The following is a 22,212-nucleotide window of genomic DNA, read 5'->3' as shown; positions in this document are numbered from 1 at the left end:
CATGGCGCGCGTGCTGATCATCGAAGACAACCCGACCAACATGAAGCTGGCGGTTTTTCTGCTGCAAAAGGCGGCGCATGAGGTGTTGCAGGCGGTCGATGCCGAGACCGGTCTGGCGCTGGCGCGGCAACACCATCCCGAACTGATCTTGATGGACATCCAGCTGCCCGGCATGGATGGCCTGACCGCCACGCGCCTGCTCAAGGCCGATGCCGCCACCCGCGACATCAAGATCGTGGCCTTGACGGCATTGGCCATGAACGGCGACCGGGAAAACATGGAGGCCGCCGGCTGCGACGGCTACATCGCCAAACCCCTGCGCTATCAGGAACTGCTGGCCCTCACCGCCCGGCTGACAACAACTGCACAGGTGCCTTCCGAAAGTCAAACTCAGCGCTGCCCATAGTCGTGACGCAATGCCGCAATGGCGGTGAAGACCATGCCGAGAACACCACTGACAACCATGATCTCACCGAGAACATGGTGCCAGCCGTCCATCGGACTGAGCAGCAGCATGGAGCCGCCGATCACGAGGGCCGCAAATGCGATGGCACTCGTGAGTCGCTCGAGATTACGGCTAAAACGACCGCCCAAGGCTTCCAGCCCGGGGAGTCGACCGAGATCACCTTCGGCGATGCGGCGCAGGACGCGGCGCGTGTCGCCGGGGGCGTCCATGATGAAGCGCTCCATGTCGCGCGCCAGCTTGACGGTGTTGCCCTTCAATCGCTCCGGTGAGAAATGCTGCGCAGTCAGGCGCGAAATCTCTTCACGAAACGATCCCATGTAATTGTGTTCAGGCGCGAGTTTGGCAATCATCGACTCCAGGATGATGAAAGCCCGTGCCAGCAGGACAAACTCGGCAGGGTTGTGTACCCCGTTGCGGCTTCCGGCGCGCAGCAGCGATTCAAAGGCGTCCCCAACTGAAACATCGGCCAGATTGGTCCGGCGGATGGCGTAGAGCACGGCCTTGATGTCCGCCAGCAGTGCCGCCCGATTGACATTTTCACTTCCGGGCGCCATTTCAAGATAGGCTTCGGTGGCGGCCCGGGCATCGCCATGGACCACCGCACCGAGCAGCAGCGTCAGCGATTCGCGCATCGGCTCGTCAAGCTCACCCGTATTGCCGAAATCCAGCAGCGAGAGCCGCCCGTCGGGCAGGACGAAAACATTACCCGGATGCGGGTCGGCGTGAAACAGGCCTTCTTCGAAGATGGTTTGCAGCATCAGTGTGACCAGGGTGTTCATCGAGCGCGACATCGCCTCCGGATGCTGCTTGGCGTAATAATCAATGCGTTCACCAGGCGAAAACTCCAGGGTGAGCACGGCACCGTTCGAACACTCCATCACGACATCGGGTATCCACAGGTCCGGAAAATCTGCCATGGCGGTGCGATAGAGCACGACCGAATGCGCTTCACGATTGAAATCAGTTTCCCGGTTCAAACTGATCGCAAATTCACGCACCACAATGGGCAGAACCAGTGCGCGCAGACGCGGAAACAGCCTTTCTCCGAGCGCCACCAGGTAATTCAATGCCGCCATATCAGTGGCGATCTTCGCGATCAGGCCAGGCCGCTGCACTTTCACAGCCACATGTCGCCCGTCCAGCAGGGTCGCTTCGTGCACCTGGGCAATGGTGGCGGCGCCAATGGGCTCTTCAGCGAACGAGGAGAACAACGTCGTCAACGGAGCGCCAAGCTCGCTTTCGACCTTCGCGCGCACCGCGGCAAAGCGCATCGCCGGCAACTGATCGTGCAGTTGCTCCAACTCTCGGGTGTAGGCGGCTGGCAGCAGGTCACGCCGCATCGCAAGCACCTGTCCAAACTTGAGAAAGACGACGCCCAGTTCCTCCAGCGCTTCGCGTACCGCGGTCGGTGCCGGCCAATGTCCCCGGCCAAACAGGGCGCCCAGAAACTTGTGCTTGGCGAGCACACGCATGATTTGCATCAGTCGCGGCAATGCGCGCATTTTCGTCGTCTTGATGTCGATCAATACAGCCATGCAGTTCTCCTGGATCAGATGCTCAAGATCAATCTGAAATGACCGAACACAATTGATGGCTTCTGAAGCTCTGCATGGTCACGTCTGATGGTGTTGAAGTCTTTAGTTGGCAGCAGGCGCTGCCATCCGGTCCATCATCATCTGCATCATGGCTTCCATCATGGCCATGCGTTTTTCCATCATCTGGTGATGTTGGCCCATGTTGCCCGGCATGTCGGCCATGCCGGCTCCACCCATCATGCCCATCATCTTCATGCCCTCCTGCATGCTCTTCATGTGCTCGGCCATCAGTGCCTTTTTCTCTTTCGGTGTCTTGGCGGCCATCATTTTTTGGTGCATCTCGCCCATGGCTTTCATCTTTGCATCCATGGCGGTCATCATCTCGGCGCTGGCTGGGGTGGCCGCCGAAGCGCCTTGTGCGGCAGGGGTAGCCTGCTCGGTAGCTAATATGTTGGCTTGATGCTGTTTATGCTGCTGTTGCTGTGCATCGGTTTGCGCCGATGCGCCGATGGCAGCAGTAGTAAGTGCAATAGCAAGAACGGTTTGGCGAAGGTGTGACATGGTTAACTCCAATGAAGAAATAAGAAAATTAAGGAAACGAAAGAGTGGCTCCGACACAAAAACTTGTCCCGAAGCAGATGCAGACCCACTGCCAGGCGGTTCAACCCGCTCGGCAAAAGGCCTGATGAGGAAATGTCAAATAGTGAGCCGCAAATAGCGGATGGAGACGGGTGGCTCCGACCAAGCCGGGTTAGCGAACGCCTGCGGCGACGAGGTCTGATCTGTCGCCGGCACCAGCAATCCGGTCAAAAACAAGACGGGTACAAGATCCAGGTGAACGAGTCCGACCAAGTGGTCTGAGACCAGGGTGCTTTGCTCCGCCGCACAAAAGTGCAGGCATGTTACTTTTTCTGGTGAAGATGTGTTTTCTTCAGAAAGAACGGCTCTCGTGGCGAAGTGTTTCGGCTCCGCATGGCGCTCAGGAAGCGCTGTAAGGTCAATCCCCGAAGTGAAATAGTCGCGAGATCCTTGGTCTTGCTGGAGCAGACACGCGTTCGCTATGCCAACCCCCAATGACATCAGCCAGACGAACAGCATCACGGCAGCGGAGTACCGGGTTCGTCGAGCGTTAAAGAAGGGTTTCATGTCTGTTCGACAGCGCGACTTCAAACCAGTTACTTGTCTTTGCGCCGGACAATCAAGACCACAAGGGCAATGACGACAACAATAAGCAGGAGCGGCATCCAGGCACCGCCGCCGTAGCCACCCATCCAGCCGAAGCCAGAGTTGCCACCGCCCATCATGGTTCCGCTCTGCGCCAGCGCCACACCGCTGGTGAACACAGAGGCGGCACCGACCGTCATGGAAAGCAGGGTTTTCATAAATTTCTCCAATAAATCAGAATGTGACTTCTTTGCCTATGCCATGAATTTACGTCATGATCCTGCCAATGTCTGTGTGACAGCGCACCCTCAAAGAGCATAGAACCCGAAACAGGCCCTCGCACCCGGCTACCGATCGTTCTGGCTGGCGCGCACGTCAACGACGCACCGCTTTTCATGTTGGCCATGCGCTGTCAAATTCAGCGCATGGCCATGGCGTTCATTTAATAGGGGCTGGATGTGGTGCCGTAGTAAGTGTGAATGCCGCTCGCCCATTCCGGGTCTGCCATGTTGGGCCAGTTGTCACTGTCAAAGCCCGGTGCACTTTCAAGGCGTTCCTTGCTGACGTCCAGGATCATGCGTTTGTTCGCGGGGTCGAGCTTGAGTGCTGCCCATGGCACGGCAAAGAGCTTTTCGCCCATGCCGAGGAATCCGCCGAAAGACAACACGGCATAAGTGACCTTGCCCGTGCGCATGTCCAGCATGATTTCCTTGACGTCGCCCAGATCTTCGTCCTGCAGGTTGTAAACGTCATCGCCAATCAGCGAGGTGGCCGACATGAAGGCAGGGCCTGGTCCGTCAACGATGTCAGCCGTCTGCATGAGGGTGGTTTCAGTGGTTTCGTAGTTCATGGGAATTTTCCTTAAAGAGTTGTTGTGAATCAAAAGCAGCATCAATTGCTCGACCTGCCCTTTGAGAATAGGAACGAGACCGTATTCAATCTGTTCGTCAACGCACCCAGTCTGAATCATTTGGCCGGCTTTTGCGCAGGCGCTTCAGGCTTGGCCTTGCCATGCCATTTTTCGTTTTTTTCTTCAACCTCTTTGGCGCCTTTGGCGTAAAGTTTCGCCTCTTCTGGCGCCAGCTCATGCAGCAGCCTGAGGAACTCGCCGGCGTGGACGAGTTCCTCGTTGGCAATCTCCGTGAGCACCTGAATCGCCAGCGGATGGTCGGTGGACTCGGCCAGCTGCATGTACAGCTGGGTGGCCTCATATTCGGATGCCACCATGAAACGGATGGCTCTGACGAGCTCTTCCGGCTTGAGTTTTCTGTCGTTGGCGAGGCCTGAAAAGGGTGATCCGAAACTTGGCATGGGTGTTCTCCTGGTGTGTGGCGCAGACGCGAGTTGCGTTGCGGCTCAGTGGCCATCGTAGGAAATCCGGCGCGATGCTTCAGTGTGTCGGCACACAGACCCGTGGGCTAAGGACCCGTAAAGCCCTAAGCCGCCACCCTGGCAAATTGCTTGGCCGCGAAGGCCCAGATCATGCGGGACGCGTCCGGGCCCTTGGGGTCGCTGTAAGCCTGGCTGGCGGCGCCACCACTCCAAGCATGGCCCAGTCCCTGGATGGCACACAGGGTGGCCACCAGCCGGTCTTTTGTTTTGTAGTCGGTCAGGGTGGCCGGCTGGCGCGCGCCACGTTGCACGGTGCGCGGGCGAGCCGGTATGGCGCCTTCACGTACTGCCCAAAGTTGCGCTGCAGCCAAACCGTTGCCGGGTGCCACCAGGTGGTCGGCGCTGCCCTGTATGACCAGCAAGGCCGGCAGGTGCGTACCTGCAGTCAGGGCGGACAGTGGCGCGGCCACGCCGTGCCCGCGCATGGCTTTGAGCGCACCTGCCAGGGAATGGGCCACGCCGGGGGCGATGCCTGAATGCATTGCAACAGCACAAAACCGTTCCGGGTGGCGAACCGCCAGCAGGGCCGCCATGCTGGCCCCCGCCGACAAGCCGGCCAGCGCGATGCGCCCCGGATCAACGGGCTGGCGCTGGCACACCTGAAGGATGGTGGCAAGAATGGCATCGGCCTCAGTCTGGGCCTGGCCCGAGCGCGTCTGGTGCCAGTTCCAGCAGCCTTGCAGGTTGGCAAGGTGGTTTTGTTCGGGGTAAAGCACCGCAAAGCCTTCTTTTGCGGCGATCTGGTTCATGCGTGTGCTGGCGGCGAAGGCTTCAGTGGTTTGGCTGCAGCCATGCAGCATCACCAGCAAGGGCAGGCGTACGGTTTGCTGCACGCCAGGAGGCACAAAAAGCCGGTAGCGCTGCGCCCCGGCGATACCCACGGTGAAGCCGTTGTGCAGCTTGACGGCAGCGGCCACCTTGGGCCGGACCGCTGCGGTTTTGGCGGGTCGGCGTGCGCGGGTCACAGGTTTGCTGGGCTGCAAGGCCTGCTTCACCGCTTTGACGCCGGCGCGAACGGCGCTGCGCGTCAGCGCCTTGATCGTGCGCTGGATCGATCGACTGAAAATGGTACTTCGGGCTCGTCGGGCCATGGCCGTCAGATTCGGCCCATCAGCAACAAGATGACGATGATGATCACCACCAGACCCAAGCCGCCGGTTGGGCCGTAGCCCCAGCTTTTGCTGTGCGACCAGGTCGGCAGGGCACCGACCAGCATCAGGATCAGAACGATTAGCAGGATGGTGCCTAAGCTCATGATTTATTTCCTTGAAGTGGGGCTGGTTGGGCTTACTTGGCGGGTTCAGGTGGCACCACGATGACGGTGGTGCCATCACCCGTCTTGCCGGTTTTTCCGGTGGCTCCGGTATCGCCCGTGGCTCCTGTGTAGCCGGTGTTGCCTGTGTTGCCTGTGGCACCGGTGTCGCCAGTGGCGCCCGTGTAGCCAGTTGCACCGGTGGCACCTGTTCCGCCGGTGCTGCCGGTGTTGCCCGTGCTGCCGGTATCACCGGTGGCACCCGTGGCGCCAGCGGGGCCGGCAGGGCCTGGCACCACAATCGGTGCAACAGGAACGGCAATGACGGCCGGGCGCTCGCATGCGGCCAAACTCAGGGCGGCGACGACCGCGAACATGGGTAGGGTGTATTTCATTTGGAATCCTTGAAGAGTGAAAAAATGTGGCACAGCAAGAGCAATAAACTCCGACTGATCATTTGATGCCACCTGGACAATCAGAAATCGCCACACAGGCAGCTTAATAACGCCTGCAAAAGAGTTCTGTGCGATGGCACACAGTTCCAGCAAATTGCGCCAAACGCTTGAACCGGTTGCCGCTAGCCCGCCTGCGGACCCAGCATCTGGTTCGGGTCGACCCAGGCGTCGAACTGCTCGGCGCTGACTGATCCCACGGCCAGTGCCGCTGCACGCAGCGTGCTGCCATGGTCATGGGCGTACTTGGCAATGCGGGCGGCCCGGTCATAGCCGATATGCGGGGTCAGCGCCGTCACCAGCATCAATGAACGCTGCATCAGTTCGTCCATGCGCGCCGCGTTGGCAGTGATGCCCAGCAGGCAGTGCTGGGTGAAGCCGTGCATGGCATCGGCCAACAGACGCATGCTGTCGAGTGTGTTCAAAATGATCAGGGGTTTGTAGACGTTGAGCTCAAAGTGGCCCTGGCTCGCGGCAAAGCCGATGGCGGCGTCATGCCCCATGACCTGGGCACACACCATGGTCAGGGCCTCAATCTGGGTGGGGTTGACCTTGCCGGGCATGATCGAGCTGCCGGGCTCGTTTTGCGGCAACTGCAACTCGCCCAGGCCGGCACGCGGCCCGCTGGCCATCAGGCGGAGGTCGTTGGCCATTTTGGTCAGGGCAATGGCCAGCATTTTCAGGCTGGCATGGAAAGCCACCAGCGCTTCATGACCGGCCAGGGCGGCAAACAAATTGTCGGCCTGCAGCAGCGGCAGGTTGAGCTTGCCGGCGAGCAGGGCCACCACCCGAGCGCCGAACTGCGGGTGGGTGTTGATGCCGGTGCCCACGGCGGTGCCGCCCAAAGCCAGCCGGTGCACGCCCAGCAGGGCATGCGCAATGCTGTTGGCGCACTGCGCAAGTTGTGCCTCATAGCCACCCAACTCCTGGCCCAGCGTGATGGGGGTGGCGTCCTGCAAGTGGGTGCGGCCTATTTTGATGACGTCTTTGAAGGCGCTGGCCTTGGCGCTAAGCGCGCTGCGCAAGAGCGCCAGCGCGGGTAACAGGCTCGATTTGGCATGCATGGCCACGGCCATGTGCATGGCGCTGGGAAAGACATCGTTGGACGACTGGCCCAGGTTGACATCGTCATTGGGGTGAACAAGGGGCCCGGCCAGATGGGCCACCACTTCATTCACGTTCATGTTGCTTTGCGTGCCGGAGCCGGTTTGCCAGACCGACAGCGGGAATTCGGCATCAAATTCGCCGCTGGCCACGCGCTGCGCGGCATTGGCGATGGCCTGTGCCTTGTCACCGTCCAGCAAGTTCAGCTCGCCATTCACGATGGCTGCCGCCCACTTGACCCAGGCCAGGGCATGGATCAGCGGCAGGGGCATGCGCTGCTCGCCAATCGCAAAAAAGTGCAGGCTGCGCGCCGTCTGGGCGCCCCATAGCGCCTCCAGAGGCACTTCGATCGGGCCAAAGCTGTCGGATTCTGTGCGTGTGCGGGTCATGCCCGCAGACTACCTCATTGGCGCAAAAAATCAAGCAAGTCGGTGGTCAGACGCGCCTTGTGCGTGGCAAACAAGCCGTGCGGTGCGTCTTTATATTCCAGTAGCGTGGCATGTGCAATGCCTTTGGCCGTGAGCCGGCTTGAGGCGTCAATGGGCACAATCTGGTCGTTGGTGCCGTGGATGATCAGCGTGGGCACCTTGAAGGCCGCCAACTCCCCGCGAAAGTCTGTGGTGGTGAAAGATTTGGCGCAACCCAGGGTGGCCTTCAGGCTGGCTTGCATGGACACGCTGCGCGCCCACTCCAGCAGTTCCTGGCTTACCGGCTGTGCGTCAGTGGTGACACCAAAAAATTTCTCAAAAAAACCTGCCAGAAACTTGGGACGATCGTCGTTGATGGCCTGCGCCGTCTTGTCAAATGCCGCCTGTTCCGCGCCCAGCGGGTTGTCGCTGGTTTTCAGTCGGTAGGGCAGGCTGGCAGACACCAGTACCGCCTTGGCAACCGACTTGCCGTTGTGGCGCGACATGTAGCGCGCCACTTCGCCGCCGCCCATCGAGAAGCCCACAAGAACCGCGTCCTTGGCGCCGGAGTAGGCGATCACGGCCGCCAGGTCGTCCGCCAGGGTGTCGTAATCAAAACCGTTCCAGGTCTGAGTTGAGCGGCCAAAGCCGCGCCGGTCGTAGGCAATGGCCCGGTAGCCCGCCTGGGCCAACGCCAGCGCCTGATCATCCCAACTGTCAGAGGACAACGGCCAGCCGTGAATCAGGATCACGGGTTGCCCCGCCCCCCAATCCTTGACATAAAGCTCGGTGTGGTCGGCGGTGATGATTTTGGGCATGCTGGTGCTCCCTTGATGTGGCGTTGCGGGGTTTATTTCTTGCCGAACTGGGCTTTGGCGGCTGCCACGCAACTGGTCTTGGCGTCGCCAGCCAGGGAATCACACTTTTCAATAGCGACCTTTTCATTGGCATTGGCTTCTTGTATGCAGATGTCTTTGGCATTGCCCGAGAAAGAGGTGCAGGCTGCCTTGTCCGCCTTGTAATTTGCACTGATGCGGGTTTTTTCGCTCTTGTATTCGGTTTTGCTGAGAGTGGCTGCCTGGGCTACCGAGAATGACAGCAGGGCGGCACGATGAGGGAGGCCTTGAGATTGCGAGCGGTGTTCATGAATTTCCTTTTGTGCGTGTCAAGAACAATGAGGGAGAGGCAGCTGCCTCTCCCTCAAGCACGGGCCAAATGGCCGTGCGATGTGTGACAAGCCCTGATATTACGCAAGTGCAGTCCGCTGGTCTGTGCGCTGGCGAACCCCTGCTATGTGTCGTACCGAACAGACCACCAGTAACCGGATGCATAGGCTCGCAGGCAATTCTCTTCATGTGCCACCACTCTGAACCGTTAACAAAGGAGCCGCCATGCAAGCCACCCGGAAAACGCCAAAGGTGATCGAGATTCGCAAGGGCCAGGCACCCGCCCCGCTGGCCCGCGATGCATTTGGCGTGCGGTTTCGCGCCTCGTTTGTTGATCCGGCATTTCGTGCCGAAGACGCCGCCATTGCACGCCTGGAAGAAGTCGCCTGGGCCGCCTACATCGAGGGGCGCAAAGCCCCGTTCACCCAGGAAGCGGGCAAGGGCTATGCGGATCCGGCGTATCAGCTGTCCGTTGAGTGGACAGCCACCAGACAGCGCATCATCGATGCCCAACGGCGCTGGGCCAAGCCTGAGAGTCCGTCCCGGGTGTTGCTGATTTGCGGCTCGGCGCGCAACGACGGCACCTGCCCGGGCGAAATGTCCAAGACTTTCCGTCTGGTGCAAATTGCCCGCGAAACGCTCGAACACGCCAACATGGCGGTCGACGTGCTGGACTTGAGCCTGCTCACCTCCGACTATGGGCGCCACATTTATCCCTGCAAGGGCTGTGTGTCCACCGCGATGCCGCTGTGCCATTGGCCGTGCAGTTGCTACCCCAACCATGCGCTCAACCAGACCAACGACTGGATGGCCGAAATCTATGAGCGCTGGGCGGCAGCGCACGCGGTGCTCATCGTGACCCCGGTGTACTGGTATCAGAGCCCCAGCCCGTTGAAGCTGATGATTGACCGCCTGGTGTGCGCCGACGGTGGCAACCCCGACCCCACCGCCACCTCTGGCAAGAACGCGGGCAAAGCCAAAGCGCTTGAAATGGCGGGCTGGGACTACCCGCAGCACCTTGCCGGACGCGCCTATGGGCTGATCGTTCACGGCGATGTGGCAGGGGTTGACGGTTCGCGCCGGGCACTGTCGGACTGGCTCGACTGGATGGGCTTCATTGATGCCGGTGTGCAGGCGCGACTCGACCGTTTGATTGGCTATTACCAGCCTTATGCCACCAGCCACGACGCACTGGACCAGGACGAGGCCGTGCAGGAGGAGTCGCGCAATGTGGCACGTGCGGTGGCCCAGGCCGTGACCGACTTGCGCGCCGGCCGCTTGCAGGCGCTAACGCCGGGGTTGACGCGGCCGCGGCCAAAATAGGCCGTACACGGGCTCATGCAAGTTTTTTTGCCCGCCACGCATCTCACTAAGGAAATGCCCACGGAACGATCAGACCGCGTACTTCTTTACCCAGGCCACGTAGTGATCCATCCAGCCTTGAAGAAATTTTTTGCTACCCTCGCCAACCCCACCATCCTGTTCGAACAAATCATCCTTGGCCTGAATGAATGCCTCCGGCTGTCCGAGCGTTGGGACATCCAGATAGGCCAGAATATTGCGCAGGTGTTGTTGCGCCAACGCGGTGCCAATGGCACCCACTGAGACACCGAGCACACCCGCTGGTTTGCCCGCCCATGCACTTTGCCCGTAGGGACGCGACGCATGATCGATGGCATTCTTGAGCACGCCGGGAATGGATCGGTTGTATTCAGGCGTGACAAACAGCAATCCATGCGCCATCTTGATTTCGGATTTCAGGCGAATGACTGACGCGGCCTGCTGGGCATCGTCGTCTTGGTTGTAAAGCGGCAGGTCGTCGATTTGTGCCTGCTTGAACGAGAAGTCTGACGGCGCGAGTTTGGCCATGGCGCCCGCCAATCTTCGGTTGAAAGAATCGTGACGAAGGCTGCCGACAAGAACGGTGATTTGATACTGACCCATGACTTTCTCCAATAAATGAGGATGTGTTATTGCTCCGGACAATGGCGACTCCGCGACTGGTGGCAAAAAAGCAAGTCAATGCTTGTGTCGGTGATACCGATTGGTGACCTGGTTTTTTGGCAGACCCTTGCCTTGGTATGTCACGCAATGTACTGTGCGATAGGCTCGTCATTTTGGAGGAAGAGACGGCAGAACAATGTGCGCCAGCGCACTCAGGTCATCTGGCAGTTTGCGAGCCCGACGCTCGCCAACCACAGTATCCGTACGCTATCGTACCGACGGGCCCTCTATCGAGGGCATAACCTGACTCAACAGTTTTCGGAACGAGCCTCATGCGCGTTCCATCATCAACTGAACCAGGAGAAGCATATGAACCCATTGACCGCCCCGGCGTCCAAAACCGCACCTGTCGACGAAGACCTTGCCGAGCAGGCCAACCCCGGGCATGGCATTCCGTCGCAGGATCCGGATCCCGCTGCACAGACTCCGCTGGAACCCCAGGAGGCCGAGCGCGAAGCCAACTCAGTGTTGACGGGTGGTGGCGCGGTAGCCGGTGCGGCCACGGGCGCCGCCATCGGTGTTGTGGTGGCCGGCCCGGTGGGTGTGGTGGTTGGGGCCGCGGTGGGTGCCATTGCCGGCGCACTGGGTGGGGCTGCCGCTGGCACCACCGCGAACCCGGAGGACTCGGGCAGCGCCGATACAGCGCCCGCGGACATTACCCAAAATGAGAAGATCATGCGCAAGAACTTGATTGCTCACGCCACAACCTCAGAACCAAAATCGAAATTTACAGAATAGATGTGGCTTGGTTTTCAATTTCGCTTGCTGGCACGGCAACGAAACCGTGGTCTCACTTTCTCAAGACAACAACTTCGATGAGAAGTCCTGAAAAGAAGCGCAGAAGAATTGGGAAATCATGCTTGAGGAGCTAAAAAAATACGTCGAAGAGGCAGCCTGGCGTGGGGCGTGAATCACTCATGGAATGGGTGCCGTCAAAAGCCCTGTTGCAGGGACCGAGCCGGGTCATCCTGCAGCAACTGCCGCAGCACGAACGGCAGAATGCCGCCTGCCCGGTAGTAGTCGACCTCGATCGGGGTGTCGATGCGCAGCAGCACAGTGATCGTTGTGCGGCTGCCATCGGCGCGGGTGACCACCAGTTGCGCGTCGCTCTGCGGGCGCAGGACAGCATCGGGCAGGATGTCGATGTGCTCATTGCCGCTCAGCCCCAGGCTTTGCCAGCTGTCGCCGGCCTTGAACTGCAGCGGCAGCACGCCCATGCCCACCAGGTTGCTGCGGTGGATGCGCTCGAAACTCTGCGCCACCACTGCCTTGATGCCCAGCAGTTGCGTGCCTTTGGCGGCCCAGTCGCGACTCGACCCGGTGCCATATTCCTCACCCGCAAACACCACGGTGGGCGTGCCGGCGGCCAGGTAGCGGCTGGCGGCGTCAAAAATGGACAGCTTTTCACCGGTGGCCCCGTCGCCCTGCGTGCCGGCGGGTGGCTGGTACAGCGTCCATCCGCCTTCTTCGCGCGAGCCATCTGCCCGCGGCGCAAGCATCAGGTTCTTGATGCGCACATTGGCAAAGGTGCCGCGCACCATCACGTCATGGTTGCCGCGCCGCGCGCCGTAGGAGTTGAAGTCGGCTTTTTGCACGCCGTGTGCCAGCAGCCATTGGCCCGCCGGCGAACTCGCCGCGATGTTGCCCGCCGGTGAAATATGGTCGGTGGTGATGGAGTCGCCAAACAGTGCCATGATGCGGGCTCCCTTTACAGAGACAGAGAATGGTTGACCTCCAGCCTCCGGCATGCTTTCGTGAGAAGCTGGATTTTCCATCGTGAAGGTGGCAAAGAAAGGCGGCTCGGCAATGTAGGTGCTCTTGGGCCAGGTGTAGCTGGTGCCGGTCACGCCGGTGATGGCTTGCCACAGCGGGCCGGGCTCGGTGGCAATGCGGGCGTAGTTGTCGCGGTAAGCCCTGCCGTTCATGGCGTAGGCCATCAAGGCCTGAATCTCGTCGCCGGCGGGCCAGATGTCGGCCAGGTATACCTCCTTGCCCCCCGTGCCTTGCCCCAGGGGCTGGCTGCTCAGGTCGCGCAGCACCGTGCCGGCAATCGCATAGGCCACCACCAGCGGCGGGCTGGCCAGAAAATTGGCCTTCAGATTGGGGTGAATGCGCGCCTCGAAATTGCGGTTGCCTGACAGCACCGCGGCACACACCAGGTCATGCTCGGTGATGAGCGCATTGAGTTCGGGCGTCAGGTCGCCGGCATTGCCGATGCAGGTGGTGCAGCCATAACCCGCCAGCGCAAAGCCGAGTTGTTCCAGATAGGGCAGCAAACCGGTTTCCGTGAGGTATTCGGTGACGATGCGCGAGCCCGGCGCCAGCGAGGTCTTGATGTGCGGCTGCACGGTGAGGCCGGCTTCGACGGCCTTTTTGGCCAGCAAGCCGGCCGCCAATAACACGCTGGGGTTGGAGGTGTTGGTGCAACTGGTGATGGCGGCAATCAGCACATCGCCGTTGCCGACGGTGATGTGCCGGGCGGTATGCACGGGCACCTGGGTTTGGCCGGGGGCTTCAGAGGCTGCTTTGCTGGCCTCCAGTGTGGGCCGGTTCTGCACCATCTCGGCCACATCGCGGGCGGCACCCGGTGGCACCGGGGGTGCCAGCGGTGCCTCACTGACGGCCACGGCAGCGCCGACGGGCAAGCGCAGCAAGAGTCTGTCAGCCGGCTGGTTGAAGCCATTCTGCGCATTCGGTTTGCTGAACAACTCGGCAAACTGCGCCGCCACCCGGCCCAGTTCAATGCGGTCCTGCGGCCGCTTGGGGCCAGCCAGGCTGGGCGCCACGTCGGCCAGGTTCAGCTTGACCACTTGCGAGTAGTCAATGTCGCCGCTGAGCGGCACGCCAAACAGGCCCTGCGCCTTGAAGTAGGCCTCAAAGGTGTCGATCTCGTCCGGGCTGCGGCCGGTGCCCCTGAAGTAGTCAATTGTTTTCTCGTCCACCGGGAAGAAGCCCATGGTGGCGCCGTATTCAGGGGCCATGTTGCCAATGGTGGCGCGGTCAGGCAAGGCCAGGGTGCGCGTGCCTTCGCCAAAAAACTCGACAAACTTGCCCACTACCTTGTGCTGGCGCAGGGTCTCGGTCACGGTCAGCACCAGGTCGGTGGCGGTGACGCCCTCGCGCAGGCTGCCGGTGAGCTCCATGCCGACCACGTCAGGGGTCAGCAAATACACCGGCTGGCCCAGCATGGCGGCCTCGGCCTCGATGCCGCCCACGCCCCAGCCGACCACGCCAATGCCGTTGATCATGGTGGTGTGGCTGTCGGTGCCGACCAGCGTGTCGGGGTAATAAATGCCATCTTTGCCCTGGTGCACGCCGCGCGCAAGGTACTCCAGGTTCACCTGGTGCACGATGCCAAAACCGGGCGGCACCACGCCGAAGGTGCTGAAGGCCTGCATGCCCCATTTCATGAACTCGTAGCGCTCGCGGTTGCGCTGGAATTCCAGCTTCATGTTGAGATCGAGCGAGTCTTTTTTGCCATAGTGGTCGACCATGATGGAGTGGTCCACCACCAGGTCCACTGGCACCAGCGGCTCGATGCGCCGCGGCTCCAGCCCCAGGCGCTGCGCGGTGCTGCGCATGGCCGCCAGGTCAGCCAGCAGCGGCACACCGGTGAAGTCTTGCAGCACCACCCGCGAGACGACAAACGGAATCTCGTCGGTGCGTGGCGCGTTGGCTTGCCAATTGGCCACCTGGGCCACATGCTCTGCAGTCACCTTGCGGCCATCGCAGTGGCGCAGCACGGCTTCGAGCACGATGCGCAGCGACACCGGCAGGCGGCTCACGTTGGGGAATTGCATGCTGAGCGCCGGCAGCGAGTAACAGCGCCCGACCTTGCCGGAGGCAGTGGTGAAGGACTTGAGGTTCGATGCAAAAGCGTGGGTCATGGCGGTCTCCGCAAGGGTCAGGGATCAGGGCATTCTGGCAGTTGACCAATGGCCCTGATGAACACAGTGTTAGTCAGATGAGATTACCCAGTTTCGCGGTTGCTCTGTGGTGCGCCAACGCACAGACGGCAGCCTCGGCAGCTCAAAAAATGGGCGCATGCAACAAGCCAACATGAACCCTGACATGCCTTCGCCATCACCGGAGCGCTTGCCTCCCCTGCCGATGCCGCCATCGCCGGCGCCGCTGCCATCGCAAGTGCCGCGTCCAGAGCCACCGCCGGCACCATTGCCCACGCCGCTGCCGATGCACCTGCAGCTCAGCCGCGCCTTGCTGAGGGGAAGCGCTGCAATCGGCGTCACCTGATACCCCGGCGATTGAGGCCATCAATGCGCACGGCGTCATCGGTTTCTGTTGTGTGCGCCAGCGAACAGAGCGCCGCCGTCAGCATGACAACAATCTTGAAACATGAAACCTGTTCAAGCAGACCTCACCAATGCACTCACCCAAGCATCCGTCAAAGCAGCCACGGGCATCGCAGGTTTTGACGACATCACCGGCGGCGGTTTGCCGCGCGGGCGCACCACGCTGCTGGTGGGCGGTGCTGGTGCTGGCAAGACGGTGATGGCGCTGCAATTCCTGGTGCATGGCGCGCGCCAGTGCAAAGAGCCGGGCATTTTTGTCGCCTTCGAGGAGCATCCGGAGCGCATTTTGGCCAATGTCACCAGCTTCGGCTGGGAGATGGAGGCACTGATCCCCAAAAAGCTGTTCATCATGGATGCCCAGCCGCTGCCCGGTCTGGTCCAGTCGGGCGATTTTGATCTGGGCGGCATGCTGGCGGCATTGGCGGTGCAGACCAAGGCCATGCGGGCGCAGCGCATCGTGCTGGACGCCCTGGATGTGGCGCTGGCCTTGTTGCCGGACCTGGAGGCGAGAAGGCGGGAAATTTACCGGCTGCATGCGTGGCTGCTGGCGCATCAGTTGACTTCGCTCATCACCTTGAAGGCGGATGCACTACAGAGCCATGAAATCAACCCGCAGGCACTCGGCTTCATGCAGTTCATGGTCGATTGCAACGTGATCCTCAACCATGGGGTGGTCCATGGCATATCGCAACGGAGTCTGCGCGTGCAAAAGTACCGCGGCTCCAGCTTTGATGAGGACGAATCCCCGTTTGTGATCGGCAAACGCGGATTGGAGGTGCGCACCCGGCTGCGGGAATCGAGCCCGCCATGAGCCGGCAGGCGCAGTACAAATTCCGGCTTTATGTGGCTGGCGATGCGCTCAACTCGGCGCAGGCACGTGCCAATCTGGCTGCGCTGTGCCGGGCGCATCTGGCGGGGCGGTATCAGATCGACATTGTTGACGTGTTCAAGGAGCCCAAACGCGCGCTGGCAGACGCCATTTTCATGACCCCCACGCTGGTCAAGCTGGTGCCGCTGCCAGAGCGCATCATTGTCGGTACCTTGAGCGATGTGCAGACCGTGTTGCAGGCCCTGGGGCTCCTGGGGGTGTCTGAATGAACCTGCTCAATGCAGCCGCCACACCGGAGCGGCAGCAGGAAGTGTCCGCACTGATCGAGACCCTGCACGTCACCGGCCAACGCCTGGAGGACCTGACGTCGGGCCAGGTCGACACGGTGACCGACCGCCGGGGCCGCACCGTCATGCTGCGCCGCGCACAGGACTTCATGCGCCACAACGAGGCCGCCAAGCAGGAGGCGATCCTGAACGCACTGCCGGCCCATATCGCCTTGCTTGACGCCCAGGGGCGCATTGTCTCGGTCAACCAGGCGTGGTGCCAGTTTGCCGATGCGAACGGCTTGCGGGCGCCGGCTTGTGGCGTCGGTCTCAATTACCTCACGGTTTGCGACGCCGCAGAGGGCGGCGAGGCTGCCCAGGCGCAGCAGGTGGCGGCCGGCATTCGCGCGGTGCTGGCCGGTTCGGTCCCGAGCGTGTCGCTCGAATACCCCTGCCATGCGCCCACTGCGCAGCGGTGGTTCCTGATGGCGGTGACGCCACTGGCGGTGCAATCGCCGCACGGGGTTGTTGTCATGCACCTGGACATCACCGAACGCAAGCTGGCAGAACGCGCGGTCATTCGCCTGAACCGGGTTTATGCCGTGCTCAGTGGCATCAATGGCCTGATTGTTCGGGTCGATGACCGCGACGAATTGTTCCGGGAGGCCTGCCGCATCGCGGTCGATGCCGGTGGCTTTCGCATGGCCCTGATCGCCATTGTTGATCGGGGCACGCAGCTGTTGACGCCGATCGCCTCGGCGGGCAAGGACGAAAAGCTCATGAACGCCATCAGAGGCATCCTGGCGTCGGCGGTCGATGCCCCAAAGACCATGAGTGCGCGGGCCATCCGGGAGAAGAGGGCCGTTGTTGCCAACGATGCGCAACACGACCCGCAGGTGTTATTCAGCTCAAAATATGCTGAATCAGGCGTCTTCTCGATGGCTGTGTTGCCGCTCATGGTGGCCCATGAAGCCGTGGGTGTGCTCGCACTGTATGCCGGTGAAACCGGCTTTTTCCAGGACGAAGAGTTGAAGCTGCTGACCGAGCTGGCCGGTGACATCGGGTTTGCCATGGACCACCTCGACAAGCAGGAGCGGCTCAACTACCTTGCCTACTACGATGTGCTGACCGGCCTGGCCAACCGAACCCTGTTTCTGGAGCGGGTGTCGCAGTTCCTGCGCAGCGCGGTGATCGGCGGCCACCAGCTGGCCTTGTTGGTGATTGACCTGGAACGTTTCAGGAACATCAACGACAGCCTGGGCCGTTCGGTTGGCGACGAATTGTTGCGCCAGGTGGCGCAGTGGCTGACTCAACATGCGGTGGGCGACGTGAACCTGTTGGCACGCGTGGGGCCGGATCATTTTGCGGTCGTGATGCCGGTTGTCAGCGCGGACGGAAACCTGGCACGGCTCATCGAAAAACGGGTTGAACAATTTTTGAAGCATTCGTTCCGGCTCGATGGCGCCGCGTTCCGGATTGCCCTCAAGCTCGGTGTGGCGGTATTTCCGCAGGCTGGCGCCGACGCCGACACCCTGTTCAAACATGCCGAGGTGGCGCTGAAAAAAGCCAAGTCGAATGGTGACCGGTACCTGTTCTACACCCAGACCATGACCCATGCCGGGGCCGACAAGCTGATCCTCGAAAACCAGTTGCGCCAGGCCCTGGACAACGACGAATTCGAGCTGTATTACCAGCCCAAGGTGAACCTGGCAAGCGGCAAGATGACGAGTGCCGAAGCGCTGATTCGCTGGAACGATCCGCACAGCGGTCTGGTGCCACCCGGCCTGTTCATTCCGATCCTGGAAGAAACCGGCCTGATCCATGAGGTCGGGCGCTGGGCGCTGCGCCAGGCCGTCAGTGACTTTCTCAGTTGGCGTGCCGAGGGTTTGCCGGTGGTGCGCATTGCCGTCAATGTGTCGCCGCTGCAATTGCGTGACCGCGGCTTTATCGCCGAGGTCTGGGACGCCATCAGCAGGGACGCGGCGGCCGCTGCCGGACTCGAACTGGAGATCACCGAGAGCCTGATCATGGAGAATGTCGAGCACAGCATCGCCACCCTGCACGCGCTGCGGAACATGGGCCTCAGCATCGCCATCGACGACTTTGGCACCGGTTTTTCGTCACTCAGCTACCTGTCCCGGTTTCCGGTGGACAGTCTCAAGATCGACCGTTCGTTCGTGATCGAAATGACGGAGTCGACGCAGGGGCTGGCGCTGGTGTCCACCATCATCAACCTGGCCCATGCGCTCAAACTCAAGGTGGTGGCCGAAGGGGTCGAAACCGAAGCGCAGGCGCACCTGCTGCGCGGGCTTGACTGCGACGAAATGCAGGGCTATTTGTTCAGCAGGCCGGTGCCCGGCGAGCTGTTCAAGACTCGGTTTCTGCTGCCTTCACCGGATGCGCGGCAAAGCTAGCGTCCGTGCTGGCGACCGGGCCTGGGGTGTTTTGCCAGATGGCAGGCCCGGCGGTAGGCCTGCAGGGTGTTCTGGGCACGGCCCAGCACCGTGTCGCTCGCGTAGCCGCTGGCCGTGCCCGGCAGGCCGCTAACCGCACCGGTCAACAATTCAATGCCCTCGCGCACATGCTCGGCGGTGTACACATGAAACCGCCCCTGCGCCACGGCCTGCGCGACCTCGGTTGCCAGCATCAGGTGGCGCCGGTTGCGGTTTGGGATCAGCACCCCCTGCTCACCGGTGAGTCCAGCGGTGGCGCAGATCCGGAAAAAGCCCTCGATTTTTTCATTGATGCCGCCCACCGGCAGCACCTCGCCGTGCTGGTTGACGGCCCCGGTGACGGCGATGCCCTGCTTGAGCGGCAGTCCGGACAGGCACGACAGCAAGGCGTACAGCTCGGCGCACGAGGCCGAGTCGCCCTCGATGCCGTGGTACTCCTGCTCGAACACCAGGGTGGCGTCGAGCGCCAGCGGCGCCTGGGCGGCAAACAGGGTGGACAGGTAACTGTGCAGGATCAGCACACCCTTGTCGTGGATCGGGCCTGACAGCGCCACCTCGCGCTCAACGTTGACCAGGCCGTCCTCGCCGGCCGAGGTGCGCGCCGTGACCCGCACCGGAAAGCCGAAACGGTAGTCGCCCAGGTCAATCTGGGTCAGGCCGTTGATCTGGCCCGTTTTTTCTCCCTGCAGGCTGATCAGGCGGTCACCGTCGGTGATGGTCTCCTGGAGCCGCTGGTCCGGGTAGTCGTGGCGCAGGCGGCGCGCCTGCAGTGCGGCACTCACATCGTCGCCTTCCACCCGCGCGCCGGCGCGGGCATGGCAGACCGCCGCCGCTTCCATGATCAGCGCTTCCATGCGGGCAAAAGTGGCGCTCTGGCGGGTCTGGTCATCGACCTCGCGGTGCGCGTCCTGCAGCAACTGCGCGACGGCGGCGGCCGAAAAATGGGGCAGACCCAGGCGCTGGCAGGTGTGGCTCACAAACACGGCTGAGGCTGTGTAGGTTTGCGCGCTGGCGGCAAAACTTTCGGCAAAATCGACCTTGACGCGAAAGCGCCGGGCAAACTCGGGGTCGGCCTCCTGCAGCAGGTAGTACTCTTCGGTGGCACCAATCAGCACGATCTTGACGCTGATGTCGAGCGCCTCCGGCATCAGCGAGACGGTGGCCATGGGGGCAAACATCTGCATCGGTTCTTCAATTTGCAAGCGGCCGGTGCGCGAGAAACGGCGCAGCTTTTCCCACACCAGTTCGTCGGTCAACAGCTCGCGCACATGCAGCATCAGATAACCGCCATGCGCCTTGAGCAGGCTGCCGGCCCGGATGCGCGAAAAATCGGTGAGCAGCACGTCCTCCTCGGCCTGGTATTCGACGCTGCCAAACAGGCTGTGGTAGGAGGGGTTGTCCTCGATGATCACCGGCGCACCGGTCAACCTTTCGTTGTCCACCACCAGGTTGACGCGGTAACGCGCCAGCACCGTGGCCAGTTCTTCCTGGCGCAGTTCTTCATCAACGCCGGCCTCGACTTCCGCCGCCCGAAAGGCATCCAGGTTGTCCAGAACATCCTGCATCACGCGGTCCAGGTATCGGCCCAGCTTGACCGAGTCCTTGATCTGTTTCTTGAGCTCCAGCCGGATCTCCTGCAGTTCATGCTCCAGCAGCGGCTTGATGGTCTGGCGCCGCAGCGCTGCCAGGCCCTCGTTCTTGAGGCGTTCAATGGGCCGGATCTTGTCAAGGTAGCGGGCGATCTCGGCGCGCAGTTCCTGCTCGGCTTGTTCCATCTGGGCGCGTTGCTCCTTGGGCAGCAGCGATTGGCACAGGATCCCTTCGAGAACGAGGGACAGCTGCGTTCGCACCTGTGCTTGCTGTGCTGAAGGAAAAACGTCAATGATACGGTTGATCGTGGAATATGCCGAATTGGTGTGCAACGTCGCGAATGTAAGGTGGCCCGTTTCCGCGATCCGGAGAGCCATCTCGATCGTTTCAAGGTCACGCATTTCGCCGACCAGCACGATGTCAGGATCTTGTCGCAGTGCCGTGCGAAGTGCCGCCGCAAACGAATGAGTATCGGCGGCTACTTCACGCTGGTTTACTACGCAATTCTTGTGATTGTGAAGGAATTCGATCGGGTCCTCGATAGTCAGGATGTGGTCATGACGATCGATATTGATCTTATCGACCATCGACGCGAGCGTGGTCGATTTGCCCGAGCCGGTCGGGCCAGTAACGAGAACCAGGCCGCGCGGCTTCCTGCAAAGATCTGAGACCACCGACGGCAGCCCTAATGCCTCGAACGTTTTGATCTCGTACGGGATCGCACGGAACACGGCACCGACTGCTCCTTTCTGATTGAACAGATTCGCACGGAATCGAGACATTCCCTTTAATCCGAACGAAAAGTCGAGTTCGAGGTTCTCTTCAAATCGGTGCTTTTGAGCATCGGTCAGCACCGAATACGCAAGCCTTTTTGTGTCGGCAGGCGACAGATTCGGAAAGCCGTCGAGAGCGCTAAGGTGTCCGTGAACACGTACCTGCGGCGGCGAATTGGTAGTCAGGTGGAGGTCGGAACCGCCGGCGTCCGTCATTTTCTTTAGCAGCTCTGGCAGCGTTATCTGCGACGCCAGGCTTTCTTGCTGTTGTTCGAAGCTCATAATTCGATGGGGTGTCCGGACCTGCGGGCTTTCCTGCAGGTCCGAAGATCTAGAGAGGTGTGGATTATTCGCGAACCGCTGCCTGCTGCAAATTGCGCTGGCGGCTTTGCAGCGACTGGATCACCTTTTCAGATTCTTCCGCGAGGCGATCCGCTGCATCGGTGGAAGAATTCGCCGCGACACTATAAACGCGTCCGCCGGCTTCGGTGAAATAGAAGAGCCGTGACTGCACGCGGCCGGAAGGTTCCTGCGATTGAGCGACGACAACGTAAACCGTCTTGCCGCCAACCTCTTTCTGGTAATCGTTCACGACCCAGCCATTCTCACGGATCATTCGATTGATCACGTCACGCCGGAGCGAGGTGGTAGGAACGCCGCCGACCGATCGGTTTCGACCAGTAGCGACGGTATCGCCGGTAGCCGGACCCATTACGGAGATCGATGCGGAACCGACCTCTGCACCGCCGCTGCCGGCAACGCGGAATTTGACCTCGGTATTCGATGAATCACCCGGTTCCCAACCCTTCGGCGCAGCTTCGCCGCTCGGAAGCACTGCCGTTTTCTTAGCGGTCGATGCCGGTGCCGCGCTGCGTCCCGCTCGCGAATTCTGTTCGCGTGCCTGACGTGCACGCGCAAGCCTTAGCTGACGTAGCCGCAGCGCACGGCGGCGGCGTGCCATCGCTTTTTTGCGACGCTCTTGGGCCCGGTACAACTGCCACCAGCGTTTCGAGTATTTCTTTACGCCTTTCCAGTTGCGTTTCTTTTTG

The 22,212-nt window shown here is 61.1% G+C and carries 22 protein-coding genes; 7 read left to right on the top strand and 15 right to left on the bottom strand.

Annotated elements, in window-relative coordinates:
* Position 1: 1 nt before the first annotated feature.
* Positions 2-406, top strand: coding sequence for a response regulator (locus NDI87_RS02030; protein ID WP_296273131.1), 405 nt, complete (start codon positions 2-4; stop codon positions 404-406).
* Here NDI87_RS02030 and NDI87_RS02025 read toward each other — a convergent pair.
* The 11 genes from NDI87_RS02025 to NDI87_RS01975 form a co-directional block, all read right to left on the bottom strand.
* Complete coding sequence (locus NDI87_RS02025; protein WP_296273130.1) at positions 391-2,001, bottom strand: AarF/UbiB family protein; 1,611 nt, start codon at positions 1,999-2,001, stop codon at positions 391-393. The two genes, NDI87_RS02030 and NDI87_RS02025, sit on opposite strands and share 16 nt — an antisense overlap.
* A 102-nt stretch (positions 2,002-2,103) precedes the next feature.
* Positions 2,104-2,619 (bottom strand): hypothetical protein, encoded by a 516-nt coding sequence (locus NDI87_RS02020; protein WP_366028168.1) that lies wholly within the window; start codon positions 2,617-2,619, stop codon positions 2,104-2,106.
* Positions 2,620-2,697: 78 nt separating this feature from the next.
* A complete protein-coding gene (locus NDI87_RS02015) occupies positions 2,698-3,102 on the bottom strand; it encodes a hypothetical protein (RefSeq protein WP_296273129.1) in 405 nt (134 codons plus the stop codon).
* Positions 3,103-3,176: 74 nt separating this feature from the next.
* A complete protein-coding gene (locus NDI87_RS02010) occupies positions 3,177-3,383 on the bottom strand; it encodes a hypothetical protein (protein WP_296273128.1) in 207 nt (68 codons plus the stop codon).
* Positions 3,384-3,607: 224 nt separating this feature from the next.
* Entirely contained in the window at positions 3,608-4,015 is a 408-nt protein-coding gene (locus tag NDI87_RS02005; protein ID WP_296273127.1) for a PRC-barrel domain-containing protein, read from the bottom strand.
* A 116-nt stretch (positions 4,016-4,131) separates the two neighbouring features.
* A complete protein-coding gene (locus NDI87_RS02000) occupies positions 4,132-4,476 on the bottom strand; it encodes a ferritin family protein (protein WP_296273126.1) in 345 nt (114 codons plus the stop codon).
* 125 nt (positions 4,477-4,601) lie between these two features.
* A complete protein-coding gene (locus NDI87_RS01995) occupies positions 4,602-5,648 on the bottom strand; it encodes a PHB depolymerase family esterase (protein ID WP_296273125.1) in 1,047 nt (348 codons plus the stop codon).
* A 5-nt stretch (positions 5,649-5,653) separates the two neighbouring features.
* The gene (locus NDI87_RS01990; protein WP_296273124.1) at positions 5,654-5,812 is read right to left on the bottom strand and encodes a DUF3309 family protein; all 159 of its coding nucleotides are present in this window, start codon (positions 5,810-5,812) and stop codon (positions 5,654-5,656) included.
* 32 nt (positions 5,813-5,844) lie between these two features.
* Positions 5,845-6,204 (bottom strand): collagen-like protein, encoded by a 360-nt coding sequence (locus NDI87_RS01985; protein ID WP_296273123.1) that lies wholly within the window; start codon positions 6,202-6,204, stop codon positions 5,845-5,847.
* A 182-nt stretch (positions 6,205-6,386) separates the two neighbouring features.
* Positions 6,387-7,754 (bottom strand): class II fumarate hydratase, encoded by a 1,368-nt coding sequence (locus tag NDI87_RS01980; protein ID WP_296273122.1) that lies wholly within the window; start codon positions 7,752-7,754, stop codon positions 6,387-6,389.
* A 14-nt stretch (positions 7,755-7,768) separates the two neighbouring features.
* A complete protein-coding gene (locus NDI87_RS01975) occupies positions 7,769-8,590 on the bottom strand; it encodes an alpha/beta hydrolase (protein WP_296273121.1) in 822 nt (273 codons plus the stop codon).
* A gap of 573 nt (positions 8,591-9,163) precedes the next feature.
* On the opposite strand from NDI87_RS01975, the gene NDI87_RS01970 reads away from it, so the two are divergent.
* Entirely contained in the window at positions 9,164-10,261 is a 1,098-nt protein-coding gene (locus NDI87_RS01970; protein WP_296273120.1) for an NAD(P)H-dependent oxidoreductase, read from the top strand.
* 69 nt (positions 10,262-10,330) lie between these two features.
* Here the strand turns inward: NDI87_RS01970 and NDI87_RS01965 are convergent, their stop codons facing one another.
* Positions 10,331-10,882, bottom strand: coding sequence for an NAD(P)H-dependent oxidoreductase (locus NDI87_RS01965; RefSeq protein WP_296273119.1), 552 nt, complete (start codon positions 10,880-10,882; stop codon positions 10,331-10,333).
* Positions 10,883-11,251: 369 nt separating this feature from the next.
* On the opposite strand from NDI87_RS01965, the gene NDI87_RS01960 reads away from it, so the two are divergent.
* Positions 11,252-11,680 (top strand): hypothetical protein, encoded by a 429-nt coding sequence (locus tag NDI87_RS01960; RefSeq protein WP_296273118.1) that lies wholly within the window; start codon positions 11,252-11,254, stop codon positions 11,678-11,680.
* Between the two features lie 194 nt (positions 11,681-11,874).
* On the opposite strand, the gene NDI87_RS01955 is transcribed toward NDI87_RS01960, so the two are convergent.
* The gene (locus NDI87_RS01955) at positions 11,875-14,829 is read right to left on the bottom strand and encodes an aconitate hydratase (protein WP_296273117.1); all 2,955 of its coding nucleotides are present in this window, start codon (positions 14,827-14,829) and stop codon (positions 11,875-11,877) included.
* 157 nt (positions 14,830-14,986) lie between these two features.
* On the opposite strand from NDI87_RS01955, the gene NDI87_RS01950 reads away from it, so the two are divergent.
* The 4 genes from NDI87_RS01950 (at position 14,987) to NDI87_RS01935 (ending at position 18,761) form a co-directional block, all read left to right on the top strand.
* Complete coding sequence (locus NDI87_RS01950; RefSeq protein WP_296273116.1) at positions 14,987-15,193, top strand: hypothetical protein; 207 nt, start codon at positions 14,987-14,989, stop codon at positions 15,191-15,193.
* Between the two features lie 102 nt (positions 15,194-15,295).
* A complete protein-coding gene (locus tag NDI87_RS01945) occupies positions 15,296-16,063 on the top strand; it encodes an ATPase domain-containing protein (protein WP_296273115.1) in 768 nt (255 codons plus the stop codon).
* On the top strand, positions 16,060-16,350 hold the full coding sequence (locus tag NDI87_RS01940) for a circadian clock KaiB family protein (protein WP_296273114.1): 291 nt from the start codon (positions 16,060-16,062) through the stop codon (positions 16,348-16,350). The genes NDI87_RS01945 and NDI87_RS01940 overlap by 4 nt, the downstream gene beginning before the upstream one ends.
* The gene (locus tag NDI87_RS01935; protein WP_296273113.1) at positions 16,347-18,761 is read left to right on the top strand and encodes an EAL domain-containing protein; all 2,415 of its coding nucleotides are present in this window, start codon (positions 16,347-16,349) and stop codon (positions 18,759-18,761) included. The genes NDI87_RS01940 and NDI87_RS01935 overlap by 4 nt, the downstream gene beginning before the upstream one ends.
* On the opposite strand, the gene NDI87_RS01930 is transcribed toward NDI87_RS01935, so the two are convergent.
* Together NDI87_RS01930 and NDI87_RS01925 are read right to left on the bottom strand one after the other, a co-directional pair.
* The gene (locus NDI87_RS01930) at positions 18,758-21,379 is read right to left on the bottom strand and encodes a PilT/PilU family type 4a pilus ATPase (protein WP_296273149.1); all 2,622 of its coding nucleotides are present in this window, start codon (positions 21,377-21,379) and stop codon (positions 18,758-18,760) included. The genes NDI87_RS01935 and NDI87_RS01930 overlap by 4 nt on opposite strands.
* Before the next feature lie 130 nt (positions 21,380-21,509).
* On the bottom strand, positions 21,510-22,212 hold a 703-nt coding region (locus NDI87_RS01925), incomplete at its 5' end, for a hypothetical protein (RefSeq protein WP_296273112.1).

The organism is Rhodoferax sp. (assembly GCF_023701345.1).
Lineage (GTDB): Bacteria > Pseudomonadota > Gammaproteobacteria > Burkholderiales > Burkholderiaceae_C > Rhodoferax.
The sequence above is the reverse complement of the archived record's forward strand: the minus strand, read 5'-3'. Positions and strand labels throughout refer to the sequence as shown.

Excerpts from the sequence above, each read along its gene's own strand:
- NDI87_RS02030 (WP_296273131.1), top strand. The coding sequence starts at position 2 with ATGGCGCGCGTGCTGATCATCGAAGACAACCCGACCAACATGAAGCTG.
- NDI87_RS02025 (WP_296273130.1), bottom strand. The coding sequence starts at position 2,001 with ATGGCTGTATTGATCGACATCAAGACGACGAAAATGCGCGCATTGCCG.
- NDI87_RS02010 (WP_296273128.1), bottom strand. The coding sequence starts at position 3,383 with ATGAAAACCCTGCTTTCCATGACGGTCGGTGCCGCCTCTGTGTTCACC.
- NDI87_RS02005 (WP_296273127.1), bottom strand. The coding sequence starts at position 4,015 with ATGAACTACGAAACCACTGAAACCACCCTCATGCAGACGGCTGACATC.
- NDI87_RS02000 (WP_296273126.1), bottom strand. The coding sequence starts at position 4,476 with ATGCCAAGTTTCGGATCACCCTTTTCAGGCCTCGCCAACGACAGAAAA.
- NDI87_RS01995 (WP_296273125.1), bottom strand. The coding sequence starts at position 5,648 with ATGGCCCGACGAGCCCGAAGTACCATTTTCAGTCGATCGATCCAGCGC.
- NDI87_RS01990 (WP_296273124.1), bottom strand. The coding sequence starts at position 5,812 with ATGAGCTTAGGCACCATCCTGCTAATCGTTCTGATCCTGATGCTGGTC.
- NDI87_RS01985 (WP_296273123.1), bottom strand. The coding sequence starts at position 6,204 with ATGAAATACACCCTACCCATGTTCGCGGTCGTCGCCGCCCTGAGTTTG.
- NDI87_RS01980 (WP_296273122.1), bottom strand. The coding sequence starts at position 7,754 with ATGACCCGCACACGCACAGAATCCGACAGCTTTGGCCCGATCGAAGTG.
- NDI87_RS01975 (WP_296273121.1), bottom strand. The coding sequence starts at position 8,590 with ATGCCCAAAATCATCACCGCCGACCACACCGAGCTTTATGTCAAGGAT.
- NDI87_RS01970 (WP_296273120.1), top strand. The coding sequence starts at position 9,164 with ATGCAAGCCACCCGGAAAACGCCAAAGGTGATCGAGATTCGCAAGGGC.
- NDI87_RS01965 (WP_296273119.1), bottom strand. The coding sequence starts at position 10,882 with ATGGGTCAGTATCAAATCACCGTTCTTGTCGGCAGCCTTCGTCACGAT.
- NDI87_RS01960 (WP_296273118.1), top strand. The coding sequence starts at position 11,252 with ATGAACCCATTGACCGCCCCGGCGTCCAAAACCGCACCTGTCGACGAA.
- NDI87_RS01955 (WP_296273117.1), bottom strand. The coding sequence starts at position 14,829 with ATGACCCACGCTTTTGCATCGAACCTCAAGTCCTTCACCACTGCCTCC.
- NDI87_RS01950 (WP_296273116.1), top strand. The coding sequence starts at position 14,987 with ATGCAACAAGCCAACATGAACCCTGACATGCCTTCGCCATCACCGGAG.
- NDI87_RS01945 (WP_296273115.1), top strand. The coding sequence starts at position 15,296 with ATGAAACCTGTTCAAGCAGACCTCACCAATGCACTCACCCAAGCATCC.
- NDI87_RS01940 (WP_296273114.1), top strand. The coding sequence starts at position 16,060 with ATGAGCCGGCAGGCGCAGTACAAATTCCGGCTTTATGTGGCTGGCGAT.
- NDI87_RS01935 (WP_296273113.1), top strand. The coding sequence starts at position 16,347 with ATGAACCTGCTCAATGCAGCCGCCACACCGGAGCGGCAGCAGGAAGTG.
- NDI87_RS01930 (WP_296273149.1), bottom strand. The coding sequence starts at position 21,379 with ATGACGGACGCCGGCGGTTCCGACCTCCACCTGACTACCAATTCGCCG.